15 protein-coding genes are annotated in these 15,210 nt (G+C 63.9%); 7 read left to right on the top strand and 8 right to left on the bottom strand.

Annotated features, from left to right (window positions below):
- The gene (locus LJE98_RS05925) at window positions 1-909 is read right to left on the bottom strand and encodes a metallophosphoesterase family protein (protein ID WP_229574147.1); all 909 of its coding nucleotides are present in this window, start codon (window positions 907-909) and stop codon (window positions 1-3) included.
- Between the two features lie 41 nt (window positions 910-950).
- On the opposite strand from LJE98_RS05925, the gene LJE98_RS05920 reads away from it, so the two are divergent.
- Window positions 951-1,457 carry an NUDIX domain-containing protein gene (locus LJE98_RS05920; RefSeq protein WP_420710104.1) on the top strand — a complete coding sequence of 169 codons (507 nt, stop codon included), beginning with the start codon at window positions 951-953 and terminating at the stop codon, window positions 1,455-1,457.
- A 4-nt stretch (window positions 1,458-1,461) separates the two neighbouring features.
- Here the strand turns inward: LJE98_RS05920 and LJE98_RS05915 are convergent, their stop codons facing one another.
- Complete coding sequence (locus tag LJE98_RS05915) at window positions 1,462-2,445, bottom strand: glutathione S-transferase family protein (protein WP_229574146.1); 984 nt, start codon at window positions 2,443-2,445, stop codon at window positions 1,462-1,464.
- A gap of 248 nt (window positions 2,446-2,693) precedes the next feature.
- On the opposite strand from LJE98_RS05915, the gene LJE98_RS05910 reads away from it, so the two are divergent.
- On the top strand, window positions 2,694-3,263 hold the full coding sequence (locus tag LJE98_RS05910; RefSeq protein ID WP_229574145.1) for a GNAT family N-acetyltransferase: 570 nt from the start codon (window positions 2,694-2,696) through the stop codon (window positions 3,261-3,263).
- A 261-nt stretch (window positions 3,264-3,524) separates the two neighbouring features.
- Here the strand turns inward: LJE98_RS05910 and LJE98_RS05905 are convergent, their stop codons facing one another.
- Window positions 3,525-3,980, bottom strand: a complete 456-nt coding sequence (locus tag LJE98_RS05905) for a GNAT family N-acetyltransferase (RefSeq protein WP_229574144.1) — start codon at window positions 3,978-3,980, stop codon at window positions 3,525-3,527.
- Between the two features lie 219 nt (window positions 3,981-4,199).
- Between LJE98_RS05905 and LJE98_RS05900 the strand changes: the two genes are divergently transcribed.
- On the top strand, window positions 4,200-4,712 hold the full coding sequence (locus LJE98_RS05900) for a GNAT family N-acetyltransferase (RefSeq protein WP_229574143.1): 513 nt from the start codon (window positions 4,200-4,202) through the stop codon (window positions 4,710-4,712).
- A 45-nt stretch (window positions 4,713-4,757) separates the two neighbouring features.
- Here the strand turns inward: LJE98_RS05900 and LJE98_RS05895 are convergent, their stop codons facing one another.
- From LJE98_RS05895 to LJE98_RS05880, 4 genes are read right to left on the bottom strand one after another with little or no spacing between them, the layout of a single operon-like run.
- Entirely contained in the window at window positions 4,758-6,827 is a 2,070-nt protein-coding gene (locus tag LJE98_RS05895; protein WP_229574142.1) for a hypothetical protein, read from the bottom strand.
- Between the two features lie 4 nt (window positions 6,828-6,831).
- On the bottom strand, window positions 6,832-9,654 hold the full coding sequence (locus LJE98_RS05890) for a DUF4159 domain-containing protein (RefSeq protein ID WP_229574141.1): 2,823 nt from the start codon (window positions 9,652-9,654) through the stop codon (window positions 6,832-6,834).
- Entirely contained in the window at window positions 9,654-10,571 is a 918-nt protein-coding gene (locus LJE98_RS05885; RefSeq protein WP_229574140.1) for a DUF58 domain-containing protein, read from the bottom strand. Before LJE98_RS05885 ends, LJE98_RS05890 begins: the two co-directional genes overlap by 1 nt.
- 16 nt (window positions 10,572-10,587) lie before the next feature.
- A complete protein-coding gene (locus tag LJE98_RS05880; protein ID WP_420710118.1) occupies window positions 10,588-11,595 on the bottom strand; it encodes an AAA family ATPase in 1,008 nt (335 codons plus the stop codon).
- 166 nt (window positions 11,596-11,761) lie between these two features.
- On the opposite strand from LJE98_RS05880, the gene LJE98_RS05875 reads away from it, so the two are divergent.
- The 4 genes from LJE98_RS05875 (at window position 11,762) to LJE98_RS05860 (ending at window position 14,929) form a co-directional block, all read left to right on the top strand.
- Window positions 11,762-12,385, top strand: a complete 624-nt coding sequence (locus LJE98_RS05875) for a DUF1285 domain-containing protein (protein ID WP_229574136.1) — start codon at window positions 11,762-11,764, stop codon at window positions 12,383-12,385.
- Entirely contained in the window at window positions 12,382-13,014 is a 633-nt protein-coding gene (locus tag LJE98_RS05870; protein WP_229574135.1) for a CoA pyrophosphatase, read from the top strand. Before LJE98_RS05875 ends, LJE98_RS05870 begins: the two co-directional genes overlap by 4 nt.
- Complete coding sequence (locus LJE98_RS05865; protein ID WP_229574133.1) at window positions 13,011-14,267, top strand: CCA tRNA nucleotidyltransferase; 1,257 nt, start codon at window positions 13,011-13,013, stop codon at window positions 14,265-14,267. Before LJE98_RS05870 ends, LJE98_RS05865 begins: the two co-directional genes overlap by 4 nt.
- Before the next feature lie 173 nt (window positions 14,268-14,440).
- The gene (locus tag LJE98_RS05860) at window positions 14,441-14,929 is read left to right on the top strand and encodes a fasciclin domain-containing protein (protein WP_229574131.1); all 489 of its coding nucleotides are present in this window, start codon (window positions 14,441-14,443) and stop codon (window positions 14,927-14,929) included.
- Window positions 14,930-15,000: 71 nt separating this feature from the next.
- Here LJE98_RS05860 and LJE98_RS05855 read toward each other — a convergent pair whose 3' ends face one another.
- On the bottom strand, window positions 15,001-15,189 hold the full coding sequence (locus LJE98_RS05855; protein WP_229574130.1) for a DUF1059 domain-containing protein: 189 nt from the start codon (window positions 15,187-15,189) through the stop codon (window positions 15,001-15,003).
- Window positions 15,190-15,210 lie beyond the last annotated feature (21 nt).

Genomic DNA, 15,210 nt, shown 5'->3' with positions numbered 1-15,210 from the left:
TCACCCGAGCAGGCGTTCGCTATGGTCGAGCTTGAGCGGCGCGTCCTCCCTCTCGATCTTGAAGCGCTGCCAGTCGAGCTGCCATTTTCCTGCTTCGCCATCGATCGAGAAGAGATTGTAGCCGGCGGCCGGCTTCTTGGCGCCCGGGCCCTGACTTGCCGAGGCAATGCCGACCACAGGGACGGGTTTTTCGCGGTCCGCCAGCCAGTGGAGCGTGTTGAGATGCGTGTGACCATGCAGCACGAGCTCTGCGCCCCCCTTGCGGATGGCGGCGGCAAAGCGGCGGATGCCGAGCATGCGTTTGTGCTGCGGGGCGGCCCCCCGGATCGGCGGGTGGTGGATCATGACCACGCGGAAGAGGCCTTCTTCGCCGGCGGCCTTCAGCAGTGCTGCCGTTTCGCGGGCCTGACGACCGCTGAAATATCCCTGGGCGGAAAAGGGTGGGGTGGCAAGCGAGGTGGAGCAGCCGATCAGGGCGACCGGTCCACGGCGGCGGATATAGGGGAAGAGCTTGTGGTCGTCCTGGAAGATCAGTGGGTCGTCGTCGCCGCGCATGTAGTCGTACCAGGCCTGGACGGCGCGCTCATGGGCGCCGGGCACATAGGCGTCGTGATTGCCGGGCACGACCGACGTGTCGAGCGGCGCGCCGGCTTCCTTCAGCCATTCCGCAACCAGCTTGATCTCGAGCTTCGAGGCGAGATTGACCAGGTCTCCCGTGATCGCCAGGTGATCCGGGCTTTCTGCGCGCAGCGCCTCCAGGACCATTTCCAGAGCATTGGGGAAAAGATGCTTGCGGCGGTTGCGATGCCAGTTCACATAGCCCGTAATCCGCTTGGACGCCAGTTCCCGGATCGTCAGGTTCGGCAGTGGCCCCAGATGCACGTCGGAGATGTGGGCAAGCTTGAACATGGCGCTTCTCATAGCGGCGCTGAAACCAAGGGGCAAGAAAAATGAGGCCAGCGGGTGGTGCCGGGACCGGCGTCGATAGCGAAAGGCTCGGATGGCCGAAGAGGTTCCTTGTTCGTGTCCTGCATATCTATTTCGCGGTCAGTCGCGGCATGACGCTCGGAGTGCGGGCCGCCTGCTTCGATGATGCGGGCCGCATCTTTCTCGTGCGCCACACCTATGTTCCGGGCTGGCATATGCCCGGCGGCGGCGTGGAGCGCGGAGAGACGGCGCTCGAGGCGCTTTTGAAGGAGATGCGCGAGGAGGGCAATCTCGAGGCAGTGAGCGCGCCTGAACTCTTTCACGTCTATTTCAACGCCAGGGTCAGCGGTCGCGACCATGTGCTGCTTTACCGAGTCGGTGTTCGCCAGACGGCAGATCGTCCGGGGGACCGGGAGATCGCGGAATGCGGGTTCTTCCAAACTGACGCACTGCCAGACGGCACGACCGAAGCGACGCGACGGCGGATTGCGGAACTGCGCGGGGAGATTTCCCCCACGCATCACTGGTGACGGGTCAGGCGCCCAATGTCTCGCGACCGTGCGGCGCCGTCAGGTCCTCATCGGGTCCGGCGGGTACGACACCCGTCGGATTGATCATGGTGTGGCTGCGATAATAGTGGTGCTTGATATGATGCATCTCGACCGTCCGGGCGATGCCCGGCGTCTGGTAGAGGTCGCGCAGATAGGCTGACAATGACGGATAGTCGGCGATGCGGCGAATGTTGCACTTGAAGTGGCCGACATAGACGGGGTCGAAACGCACCAGCGTGGTGAAGAGGCGCCAGTCGGCCTCCGTCATGCGGTTGCCGAAAAGGTAGCGCTGGTTGCTCAGGCGTTGCTCCAGCCAGTCGAGCGTCTCGAAAAGCGGGTAAACCGCGCTTTCATAGGCCTCCTGCGTGGTGGCGAAACCGGCCTTGTAGACGCCGTTGTTGACGGTGTCGTAGATCCGGCTGTTCACCTCGTCGATCTCGGCGTGCAGATCTTCCGGGCGCATGTCGAGTGTCGAGCCAGTCAGGTGATCAAAGGCCGAGTTGAACATGCGTATGATCTCGGCGCTCTCGTTCGAGACGATCGTGCCCTGCTGTTTGTCCCAGAGGACCGGGACCGTGACGCGGCCCGAGAAGGTCGGGTCGGCTTTCACATACACCTGCCAGAGGAAATCCGAGCCGAAGAGATGGTCGGGCGTGGCGCCGTCGCGGTCGTGGAATTCCCAGCCGTTTTCCAGCATCAGCGGATCGACCACCGAAACCGAGATCATGTCTTCGAGGCCCTTCAGGGCGCGGAAGATCAATGTGCGATGTGCCCAGGGGCAGGCATAGGAGACGTAGAGGTGGTAGCGCCCGGCCTCTGCCTTGAAACCGGCCTTGCCCGAGGGACCGGCGGCACCATCTGCCGTCACCCAGTTGCGAAAGCTCGAATCAGCGCGTTTGAAATGTCCGGATGTCGATTTCGTGTCGTACCAGACGTCCTGCCAGACGCCATCCACCAGTCGGCCCATGGTCGTTTCCTCTCGTTTCAACTTGCCCCGGAAGATACGGGTGTTGGGCGCGATTGCGAGGGGCAATGGATTGAACAGTGCGTTTTCCGTTGGACGAAGCGAAATTTTGCTGCTATCGGAACACACCTCAAGATTTGAAGGCCCCAATGACCATCGCACGGAACCCACGACGACGCTGAAGCTCCCGAACGCACCGCTGACGTGCGCGTGAACCCTATTGCTGTCTGTCTTTCTGGTTTCGGTCATCCATGTTTCACTCTGGCCTTGTCTACCTCACCGAGGATGCGTCGCACGACGCTGTCATCGAACTCATCAACGAAGAAGCCTTCGGTCCTGGCCGGCACACCCGTGCGGCGGCGCGCATTCGCGAGCAGGGACCGCATGACCTTTCGCTTTCCTTCATCTGCACCGACAATGGCGAGGCGATCGCCTCGGTGCGCATGACGCCGGTGCTTGCCGGGGCCGTGAAAGGGCATCTGCTCGGACCGCTTGCGGTGCGACCTTCCCACAAGAACCGGGGTATTGGCCGCGAACTCGTGCGCATCGCCATCGAGGCGGCGCGGCGCAAGGGTTCCGAGGGCGTCATCCTGATCGGTGACCCGCCCTACTACATGCCGCTTGGTTTCGAGAAGGTCGCCTATCAGGCGCTCGCCTTTCCCGGGCCGGTTGATCCGAACCGGGTGCTGGTGGTGCCGCTGGCGGGCGATGTGCATGACAGGCTGAAGGGTGTGATCGCCTGGCGCGACTGCGGGGCGGCAAAGGCCGCAGCATCGGGTTTTGACGATTCCGCAGCGAAGAAGGCCTATGCCTCGGCCTGACTGCGTTTGCATCTTTTGATCACAAACTCCGGGGCTGCCAGGCGCTCCTTTGCCTGCGGCGCTTGCCTGCCTGCGGAACCAAGTCGGCTTCGATCTGTTTTCCCTGTCCAACCCGCATTGAAACAGACAGGAGACAGGCATGCTGAAATTCATCGGTGGTACGATCGGAGCCATTTTCCTCATCGGCCTGATCGTTGTGGTCCTGTTGTTGAAGCTGATTTTCTGACGCGGACGGGGTCGGTCGGCTGACGCCGGGTCCTTTCAAATCTGGTCGTTTTGCCCAGTGCCGACACCGGGCAGGAAGCGCTTGATCAGCCAGCAGATATCCTCGCCCCGGCTAAAATTCTCAATACGCCCGAAAACCGTGTATCCGGCGCGCTCATAGGCGCGGCGGGCGACCGGGTTGATCGTATCGATATAGGCCCCGACGCAGCCTCGATCTTTTGCCTCTTCTTCAGCAAGTGCCAGTAGCCTCCCGGCCAAACCCTTGCCGCGCAGCCGTTCCGGCACAGACAGCATTTCCACGTAAAGCCAGCCGCGCCCGGTATAACCGACAAGGCCGCCGTCGATCGTTCCCTCATCCGTTGAGATCGGGATGAAGAGGTCACGCCGGTCGGTCGGACCCAGCAAGATGTCATTATGGGCCCTGATGCCGGCGAGGATGGCATCCCGGGCCGCCTCGGGGACGGTATCGGTGAGGGCGAGGGGCGTGGTCATGGGCGTGAGACTAGGACACGGTTGATGGTGTGTCGAGGAGGGGCGGGGTTAAGAACCTGCCATAATACGGCCAACTCCCTTCGCAAGCCAGAAGGGACGAGAGAGGGCATTCCCGCTGATCTTTTCACCTGCATGGCCATCCTGTCATGGTCTGTGTTTAGACATGCTCCATCCCAATCTGCATAAATCGGTTGCCGATCTTCGCCGAAAGTCATGTTGATGCCGCCCATTCCGACGCTTGTGACCCCGCGCCTAAACCTACGCGCCATGCGTTTCGAGGACTGGCCCGCGTATCGCCAACTGATGGCGTCGGAGCGAGCTCGGTTCATGGGCGGCCCATTTTCCGACACGCTCGCCTGGGGCATGTTCTGCAGCGATCATGCACAATGGGACCTGCTGGGTTGCGGTGCGCTGATGATCGATGACCAGACGACAGGCGCATGCATCGGGCAGGTGGGCATCAATGCCGGGCCGCTGTTTCCCGAGTGGGAGCTGGGCTGGTTCATCTATCCGGAATTCGAAGGGCGGGGATATGCCCTTGAAGCTGCCGAGGCGCTACTTCATTGGGCCAAAGAGGTTCGACGGCTCCCGAGCCTCGTCAGCTATGTTGATCCGGAAAACCAGAGATCTGCGACCCTTGCCATGCGACTCGGCGCAGTGCTGGACCGGACAGCGGCACGGCCGGCGCCAGGAGATCTGGTTTATCGCCACTATCCCGCGATGCCGGTTTAGGGTGCCGGAAACACAGGCGGTAACCCGGCAGATGGTGGCACCGATCTATCGCCCCTCGCGCCACCACATGGCCGAGACTGCGAGCAGCAAGATCCCCAATCCCGCAAAGCCCGCAAACAGTGGCAGCGTATTCACGCCCTTGAGCACGGTCTCATCGGTCAGACGGATCAGCATGCGGCGGTCGTCAGCGACGCGGACCTCGCCGCGCACGGGCAGGATGTCGGGGATGCGGACCGTATCGCTGCCGCCGTCGAGGCGGGTGGTGAGGCCTCTGGCTTTCTCGCTGATCGGTGCGAGCATATCGGTGGTCGAGATCATGCCACGGAATTCGGGGGCGTCGACGGCACCGACATGGACGAGGCTCGAGAAGTCACCATTGGTGATGGTGAACAGGCCCGTTTCGGTCATGCGGCGTTCGCCGCGATAGAGACCGGGCTGGATCTCGTTGAGATCAAGCGCGATGGCTTCACCCGAAGGGGTGGTGATCGTTGCAGGGCCGGGGGCATCGCCAATGGTCTGGCGGGTGACTTCCAGCGTGCGGCCGGTGGCGCGGGCTTTCAGCGCCTCTTCCTCGAGTTCCGGTTCCTTCATCAGCCAGTGGGCGATGCGGCGATAGAGGGAGACATGGGGGCCACCGCCTTCGAAGCCGCGGGCCCAGAGCCAGCCCTGGTCGGAGAGCAGCATGGCGACGCGGCCTTCATTGGCACGGTTCAAGACGAGAAGGGGACGGTCGCCGTCGCCGGTCATGACCGTTTCGCCGTCGGTCCGCCCGACATCGACGCTGCGGAACCAACGGCCCCATTGCGGCGGCTCGACGGCGGAGCCATCAAGGCCACGGGTCACCGGGTGGCGTTTGCCCTGGGCGGAGAGACGCGGATAGAAACCGGCCTGATGCACGTCGCCAGTCGGCGTGGCGGGCAGGACCGATGACAGCGGTGTGAGCGCGATGGAATCCTGGCCGGCATGTTCGGGGCCGGCCGCAATCAGAAGGGCACCCCCATTGCGTACATATTCGGCGATGTAGTCGTAGTAGAGGATCGGCAACACGCCGCGATGCTGGTAGCGGTCGAAGATGATCAGGTCGAAGTCATTGATCTTCTCGACGAAGAGTTCGCGGGTCGGGAAGGCGATCAGCGAGAGCTCGTTGATCGGCGTGCCGTCCTGCTTTTCCGGCGGTCGCAGGATGGTGAAGTGGACAAGGTCGACCGATGCGTCCGATTTCAGCAGGTTGCGCCAGGCGCGCTCGCCGGCATGCGGCTCTCCGGACACGAGCAGGACGCGCAGGTTCTGGCGAATGCCTTCAATCAGATGAATGGCGCGGTTGTTGACGTCGGTGACTTCGCCGGGCGTGGCGGCCACGGAAAATTCGAGAACGTTGTTGCCGCCGCGGGGAACCCGGAAGGCGAAGGAGGTTTCGGCGCCGGGGACCGCCGGGACGATGCCAAGGTCTTCGCCGTTCATCCTGACCGAGACGTCGGCCGGCTGGTTCGAGGCCTCGCCGTCGTCGAAGACGCGGAAGGTCAGTTCCTGCTCCTCGTCGACGATACCGAAGCGGGGAGCGCGAAGGATCTCGATGCGGCGGTCGAACTCGTCGGCCTTGCCGGTGATGAGGGAGTGCACGGGGGCGTCGAAGGGAAGAGGCTGGTTGTCAGCCGGGATATCATGCACCTGACCGTCGGTGACGAAGATCGCGCCGCCGACACGGGCCGGGGGCACGTCCGTGGTGGCTGCAGCGAGCGCTTCGAAGAGCTTGGTGGACGGGGCATCGCTGTCGCCGGGATCGGTGACCTCGATGATGCGCGGTTCGATATTGGCGAAGCGGCCGAGGCGTTCGCGGATCCCCTCAAGCGCCTGATCGGTCTGATCGATCCGGCCGGCGATCTGCTGGCTCTGGCTGCGATCGACGATCACGGGGACGACTGTCGTCAGCGGATCGCGTTCTTCCTGAAGGAGGAGCGGATTGGCGAGCGCGGCGAGAACGGCAATGGAAGCGGCCAGGCGGCTGCCGGTGCCGCGGACGCCGCGCAGGAAGCCGAGGACGGACAGGACGACGGCCAGCACGGCCAGCAGTGCAATTGCAATCCAGGGGATGAAGGGGGCGAATTCGAGCGTCATGATCTCACTGCCCCAGTCGTTCGAGCAGGGCAGGCACGTGGACCTGGTCTGCCTTGTAGTTGCCGGTCAGCATATACATCATGATGTTGACGCCGGAGCGGAAGGACATTTCGCGCTGCATCTCGTCGGCGGGCACGACCGGCAGGACGCTGGCGCCGTTGGCATCGATCGCCCAGGCGCCGAGCAGGTCGTTGCCGGTGATCATGATCGGGGTGACGCCATCGCCGGAGGACGCAACCGCACTGTTGCTCGACTGGGCTTCCTGGCGGGATTCGACCCAGAGGGGGCTGCCGCTGTAGCGACCGGGGAACCCCTGCAGCAGATAGAAGGCGCGGGTCAGCACGTGATCCGACGGGACCGGCTCCAGCGGCGGGATGTCGATATTGGCGAGAATTGCCTGCAGGCGTTCACCATTGGGAGAGGCACCGGTGTCTACGCCCAGCATCGAGCCCTGATCGCGGGTGTCGAATAGTACGGTGCCGCCGGCACGCATATAGGCGTCGATGCGGCTGATGGCAGCCGACGAGGGCATGGGGGCGGAGGCCGAGATCGGCCAGAAGATGATCGGGTAGAAGGAGAGCTCGTCCTTCGCGATGTCCACGCCGACCGGCGGCTCGGGTTCGAGCGTCGTGCGGTAGGTGAGGAAATCGGTGAGGCCGGCAAGCCCCTGTTCCGATATGCGGTCGACTTCGGTTTCGCCGGTGATGACATAGGCAAGATGGGTGTTGTCGAGCCGTTCGAGGATCAGTTCGTCGCCGGGTTTGGCATCCGCCGACTGGGCAAGCGCCTGACCCGACGGGCCGCCGGCGGCGAGCGCCAGGCAAAGAGCAAGCATGGAGGCGGCAGCAACAGGCGCGCGCTTGGGCAGGCGTGAGAAGGCGCCGCCCATGAAGAGCACGATCAGGCTGTCGAGAATGAGCAGGACGAAGGCGAGTGTGAGAAGGCCCGGTTTCAGCAGCGTTGCTGCGGTTCCGGCCATCGGGTCGCGGCTGACGGCGAGGCCAGCCGGCGATGGGAGCGGGCGGAGCGTCGCATCTGATGGCAGAAGGTTCAGGGCGGTGAAGCCGTCCTCGGTGCCGTAGAGGCCGGGCGGATTGTCGAAGGTCGCGGCGTCCGGACGGTCGGGCCCGAGCGCGAGCGGCTTTGCCGTGCCGGCGTCAGCCGTCAGCGCGCCGCGTTCGTTGAGCAGGCGGAAAGGCGGCAGGGATGGGGCTGTCGACTGGCTGCCATCCGCTTCGGCGGCCCCGACGCGGGTCAATTGTACAATGCGGCGCAGCATTTCGACGAAGGTGCCCGAGATTGGCAGATCCGACCATGTGGCCTCGGCGCTGACATGGAAGAGCACGATGCGGCCGGCACCGGTATCCTCGACCGTGACGAGCGGTGTGCCGTCGGCAAGGCTTGCCCAGGTGCGGGCAGCAAGGTCGGGCGTCGGTTCGGCAAGCACCTGACGCTTGACGAGAATGCCTTCGGGGCGCGGCATGCCGGCAAAGGGGCCGAAAGCAGGGAAGTCGGCGAGGGGCTGCGGCTCTGCCCAGGAGAGCGCACCGCCAAGCGCGCGTTCGCCCTGACGCAGGATGACCGGCACCAGCGGGTCGTCGGCAGGGGCTGCGGCAAGGCGGGGACCGGCGAAACGGATCAGTGTGCCGCCACGGCGGAGCCAGGCCTGGAGGGGATCATATACATCGGCTGGCAGACGCCCGACATCGGCGAGCACGAGTGCAGACGGGTTCTGGCCGAGGATTTCGGGAATTGCGACGGCAAGGTCGGTCTGGCCGGGCTTGACGACATCGGCATAGGGGCCAAGCGCGCGCTCGATGTAGTAGAGCGGGGAGAGCAGAGGCTGGAAGCCGTCGCCGCTGTCGCCGGAGACAAGGGCAACCTTGCGGCGGCGGAAGCCGTCGTCGAGCAGGTGGGTGGCACCGGCCGAGGCGATGCCTGATATCGAAAGGCGGGCGAAATCGTTGCGCAGCTCGAAGGGGGCGGCGATCTCGCCCGAAGCTTCCGTGGTGCCGGGGGCAAAATCGACCTGGCCGGAGGCGATGACGCGGCCCTGGCGGTCCTGGGCGTCGATGATCACGCTGCGGGCTTCCGAGGCGTTCAGGCGCGATAGGGTGACAGTGAGCGCATCGGACCCGTTGTTGGCGTTGGTAATTGCGACGCTTGCTGCACCATCGCCCTCAACGATGCGGAACTCGGCGGGCGAGAGACCGGCAAGATCCGAGAGGAAAGGGTCTTCCGCATCGCGTGCAATGCCGTCGGAGACATAGGCAAGCGTGCCCGGCGTTTCAGCGGAGAAGGTGGTGCGCAGGGCTTCAATCGTTCTGACCCGATTGGGGCGCAGCGGATGCGGGGTGGCGGCGGCAAGCTTTTCGAGGGCGACGGCTGCGGTGCCGGGGATCGCGTCATGGTTTGCGTCGGCCGTAAAGACGATCGACACGGGCAGGCTGCGGTCTGCGGCGTCGCCGATCAGAGCGGTTGCGGTTTCGACGCGGCGGTCCCAGTCGCTGACGGTCGCCCAGCCGTTGTCAATCACGAGGAGCAGCGGGCCGTTGGCGGAGAGGGTGGCGTTGCGCGGATTGAGGACAGGGTCGGCGAGCGCGAAAATAACGATCGCGGCCATCAGCATGCGCAGGAGCGTCAGCCACCATGGGCTTTTCGACGGCGTTTCCTCGCGCTTCAAGACGCCGGCCAGGATCTTCAGCGGCGGGAAGACCTCCGCCTTCGGGCGCGGCGGGGTGAGCTTCAGCAGCCACCAGATGAGCGGCAGAGCGAGCAGGGCACCGAGAATGGCGGGGGCGCCGAAAGCCAGGGGGATGCCGAACATCAGCCCGCGCTCCTGTTGATGGCGGGCGGCATGCCCGACAGGTGCATGTGCACGGCGACGAGGGCCTCGGATGCGAGGCGATCGGTGCGGTTGTGGGTAAAGCTCCAGCCCATGCGGCGCAGCTGGTCCGACATGCTTTCGCGCCGTGCGAGATAGGCCTGCTGATAGTCATCGCGCAGCGTTTCGGCGCGACCGGAGGTCAGCTTCTCGCCGGTTTCGGGGTCGGTGAATTCGGTGCGACCGGTATAGGGGAAAGTCTCTTCAGCGGGATCAGCGACCTCGACCACATGGCCACGCAGGCCGCGGCGGGCAAGCGGCGTGATGCGTTCCATCACGCGATCGGCATCGTCGAGAAAATCGCCGATCAGCACGATGTCGCTCGACCCCCGGATCATGCGGGTGTCGGGCAGGCCCTCGGTGATCGGAGCGTGCATGATGGCGGTGGCAAGGCGTTCGGCGGCGTTGCGGGCCGAGACCGGCTCCATGATGCCGGGACAGCCGATGCGTTCGCCGGAGCGGGCGAGGATCTCGGCGAGCGCCAGCAGAACGACAAGGGCGCGGCTTTCCTTGGAGACGGAGGCAAGCGTTGATTTGTACATCATTGACGGCGACATGTCGGCCCAGAGCCAGACAGTGTGGGCTGCTTCCCATTCGCGGTCACGGATATACATGTGGTCGTCGCGGGCGGAGCGGCGCCAGTCGATGCGGGCAAAACTTTCGCCTTCGGCATAGGGGCGGAACTGCCAGAAGTTTTCGCCCATGCCACGCTTGCGACGGCCATGCCATCCGGCAATCACGGTGTTGGCGATCCGCTTTGCCTCGACCATGCAGTCAGGCACCAGCACGGCGCGCTGGCGGGCGCGGTTCAGCAGGTCGCTTCCGGCTGTCTTCTCGACGATCTGGCCGATCGATGCCACGCGGTCAAGGCCTCCCTTACTTGCGCAGGTCGGATACGAGGCCCGCGATGACATCGCGGACGGTCATGCCCTCGGCGCGCGCCGGGAAGGTCAGCGCCATGCGGTGTTCCAGCACCGGCTCAGCGAGTGCATAGACATCGTCGATCGACGGGGCGAGGCGGCCCTCATAGAGCGCACGGGCCCGGGCGCAGAGCATCAGGGCCTGGCCGGCGCGGGGGCCGGGACCCCATGCGACGTTCTTGTCGGTGGCGGCGTTGCCATGGCCGGGACGGGCGGAACGGACCAGCGTCAGGATCGCGTCCACGACCGTGTCTGAGACAGGCATCTGACGGATCAACGTCTGAATTTCCAGAAGTCGCTCGCTCGAGATCACCGCACTGGCGCGTTTGTCGCCGACGCCTGTCGTTTCGAGCAGGATCTGTCGTTCGGCTGCAAGTTCGGGATAGAGGACATCGACCTGGAGCAGGAAGCGGTCGAGCTGGGCCTCGGGCAGCGGGTATGTGCCCTCCTGCTCGAGCGGGTTCTGGGTGGCGAGCACATGGAAGGGGGCGGGCAGCTGATAGGGCTGGCCGGCGATGGTGACGTGATACTCCTGCATCGACTGCAGCAGCGCCGACTGGGTGCGCGGGCTGGCGCGGTTGATCTCGTCGGCCATCAGGAGCTGGGCGAAGACAGGTCCCTTGACGAAGCGGAAGGAGCGGCGACCGGTGTCGTCCTGGTCCATGACTTCGGTGCCGAGGATGTCGGATGGCATGAGGTCGGGAGTGAACTGGATGCGATTGGCGTCGAGGCCGAGAACCGTGCCAAGCGTCGTCACCAGCTTGGTCTTGGCAAGGCCCGGCACGCCGACGAGCAGCGCATGTCCCCCGGAGAGGATCGCGAGCAGAGTGTTCTCGACGACCTTTTCCTGACCAAAGATGACCTTCGCCACTTCCTGGCGGATCGCCGCGATGTCGGCGAGGGCTTTTTCGGCCGCAGCGATGATCGCATTCTCATCCATGGCAATATCAGGATTTGGCATCATGCCCATGGTCTGCTCCAATTGGTTTGGCCTGGTCCGGCGAATCGTACGGACGCGCGAAGGTGCATGTTACTGAAACTAACTTATTGGCGAGAGGGCGGCTGACAAGGACGTTTCGAATGACTATCTCGTGACTGTTATAGGCTAAAGACAAAACCGGGACGCAAAGATGGCAAGCGACACGCTGAAGGCGACAACAGATGCGGCGGGGCTTGCTGCGCTGATTTCGCGCGCATCAGCGCAAACATCAGGCGGAAAGCAGTCACTGCCGCCGGTGGAACGCTGGGAACCGCAGTTCTGCGGGGATCTCGACATGGAGATCAGGGCCGACGGGACCTGGTTCTACATGGGGACGCCGATCGGTCGAGAGCCTCTGGTCCGCCTGTTCTCGACAGTTCTGCGCAAGGACGAGGACGGCAAGACCTATCTTGTCACACCTGTGGAAAAAGTTGGCATCCGCGTCGAGGACGCGCATTTCATCGCCGTCGAGATGAGTGTGACGGAAGATGCGGGTGAGTCGGTGCTGACATTTCGCACCAATGTCGGCGATGTGGTCGAGGCCGGACCCGAGCATAGGCTGCGTTTCGAGGTGATCGGCGAGAACCATGAACTCAAACCCTATCTTGGCGTGCGCGGACGGCTGGAAGCGCTGGTGTCGCGCGCCGTCATGTATGATCTCGTCGAGCGTGGGGAGGTTCTCGATGTCGAGGGGCGGGCAATGTTCGTCATCCGCTCACGCGGCATGGTCTTCCCCGTCATGCCGGCCGACGAACTCGATCGACTGTCGCGATGAGCCTGGTGAATTTTACTGCAGACGAATTCCGTCGCCGGGCGCTGGAACAGGTAGGGGCGCCGCTCGAACACGCGTGGCGCGACCATGGCGATCACGTGCTGAACCGCGATACGATCCTGGAATATGAACAGCTGAAGCTGAAAGATGCGGCGGTCCTGATCGGCGTGATCGACGATGTCGATGACGCGCGGATCATTCTCACACAACGCACCAGCAAGCTGCGCAAGCATGCCGGCCAGATCGCCTTTCCCGGTGGCGGCATCGATTCGACGGACGCCTCTCCGGAAGAGGCGGCGCTGCGCGAGGCGGAGGAGGAGATCGGGCTCGACCGGCGCTTTGTCGAGACAGTCGGACGTTTGCCGCAATATCTCTCGGGAACAGGTTTCCGCATCCAGCCGGTGCTCGGTGTCATCCAGCCGGGGTTTTCGCTGACGCTCAATCCTGACGAGGTGGACAGCGTCTTCGAGGTGCCGCTGTCGTTTCTGATGAACCCGGCCAATCATCGGCAGGACAGTCGCATGTGGCAGGGGTCCGTCCGGCATTTCTATGTGATGCCCTATCGGGAACGGCATATCTGGGGCATTACGGCCGGGATCATCCGCACGCTCTACGAAAGGCTCTATACATGACCAATCTTGCCGATCGCGACTGGTTCCAGGAGCCGGGATTGCAGCGTGTGATGACGCTGCTCAATTCGGGCGGAGCGGAGACGCGGGTGGTCGGTGGCGCCGTCCGCAACAGTCTGATGGGACTTGCCGTCGGCGACATCGATCTGGCGACGACGCTTGTGCCGGAAGAGGTGAGCGGGCGAGCCGCGGCGGAAGGCATCAAGGTGGTGCCGACGGGGATCGAGCACGGCACCGTGACGCTCGTCTACGACGGCAAGGGCTACGAGGTGACGACACTCAGGCGCGACGTCGAGACCAACGGACGGCATGCCGAGGTCGCCTTCGGGGCCAGCTGGCAGGAGGACGCGGATCGACGGGATCTCACGATCAACGCGCTTTATGTCGGGCTCGATGGCGAGGTCATCGATCTCGTCGGGGGCTTGAAGGATATCGAAACGAAGACAATTCGCTTCATCGGCGATGCCGAGCAGCGGATTGCCGAGGATTATCTGCGCGTCCTGCGCTTCTTCCGATTCTTCGCGCATTATGGCAGCGGGCGGCCTGATACGGAGGGGTTGAAGGCCAGCGCCCGGGCCCGGACGCAGCTCAAGAGCCTGTCGGCCGAGCGGGTCTGGAGCGAAATCAAGAAGCTGCTGTCAGCGCGTGATCCCGGGCGGGCCTTGCTCTGGATGCGTCAGTCGGGTGTCCTGACCGAAATCCTGCCGGAGACGGAGAAATGGGGGATCGATGCGATCCCCGGGCTGATCGCGGCCGAACAGGCGCTCGGCTGGGAGCCGGATGCGCTGCTCAGGCTCTGCGCCATCGTGCCGAAGGATGCGGCGCGGCTCGTCACGCTCTCGGAACGGTTGAGGCTCTCCAATGCCGAGGCACTGGCGCTCGATCGTTTCGCCCGGGCGCCGAAGCCGCAGGAGACGGTCACGGATGTCGCCTTCGACCGCGATCTCTATCGCTTCGGCAAGGATGGGATGATCTCGATGCTGAAGCTGGAGCTGGCTTCAGCGCGTTCGCGGGCCGAAGGGGATGTTAAGGCCATGGCCCGCAGCGCCCGATTGTTCGCGCTGCTGAAGCGGGCAGAAGCCTTCGTTAGGCCTGTCCTGCCGGTCAAGGGCAGCGACGTGCTTGCGGCCGGTATTGCCGCAGGCCCCAGGGTTGGAGAAATCCTCGGCAAGCTGGAGGAGGGCTGGATCGCATCGCAGTTCAACCTCAGCCGTGAGGACCTGCTGGCGCGGCTGGAGACGTTTGCCCGGACCTGACATTCATCAAGTCTGACCGGATCGATACGCCTATCGCTTCGATTGGATTTGCGAAGCCTGCTCAACAATGAGTGTCCTTCGCCCGGCAATCCGATGAGCCTGTCGGTCGCGTATCTCTCTTCGTTGCCGATGATCGACATGAGGTCGGTCCGGCCTTCAGAGGAGGAAATTCCATGAACCGTTTCATAGTTGCATGTGTCGCAGCCGGCATGACCTTCACCGTATCGTCCGCAAGTGCTGCCAATATTGTCGAGACTGCCCAGCAGGCCGGCAGTTTCAAGACATTGCTTGCCGCCGCCCAGGCCGCAGGCCTGGTGGACGCGCTTTCGTCGGGCGGACCGCTCACGGTCTTCGCCCCGACCGACGAGGCCTTTGCTGCCCTGCCGGCGGGAACGGTTGAAAACCTGCTGAAGCCGGAGAACAAGGATCAGCTCGCCGCAATCCTGAGCTACCACGTCGTCGGTCGCGAACTGACTTCCACCATGCTGCCCGGTCGCACCATCCATGTCCGCACCATCAAGAGCGGCGGTGATCGCACACTGGCCGTGACCAAGTCGGGTTCGGGTGTCACAGTCGATGGCGCAAATGTGGTGTCGGCCGATATCCGCGCGGACAACGGCGTCATTCATGTCATCGACAAGGTCATGCTGCCCGCCAGTTGAGCGGGCGTGTTCACACCCGGGGCCGGCCGAGGGGGCTCCGGGTCATGCGCACCAGTGACCGGAAGCTTCTGTCAGGCCGGATTCGGTTGCTCGTCCCGGATGCGTTCCTTGATGTGGTCGACCATCGAGGGGCGAATGATGTCCTCGCCATGGGCGGTCCGCATGTGCTCGACAGCGCGTCTGACGACTTCGGCCTCCTCGTCGGCGCGTGTATGCCAATCGCAACCGGGGACCAGCGTTCCGCATTCGAAGCGTTTCATGATCGTTCCTCCATCGTCTCC

The sequence above is a fragment of the Rhizobium sp. 'Codium 1' genome (genome assembly GCF_020889605.1).
Lineage (GTDB): Bacteria > Pseudomonadota > Alphaproteobacteria > Rhizobiales > Rhizobiaceae > Allorhizobium > Allorhizobium algae.
The sequence above is the reverse complement of the archived record's forward strand: the minus strand, read 5'-3'. Positions and strand labels throughout refer to the sequence as shown.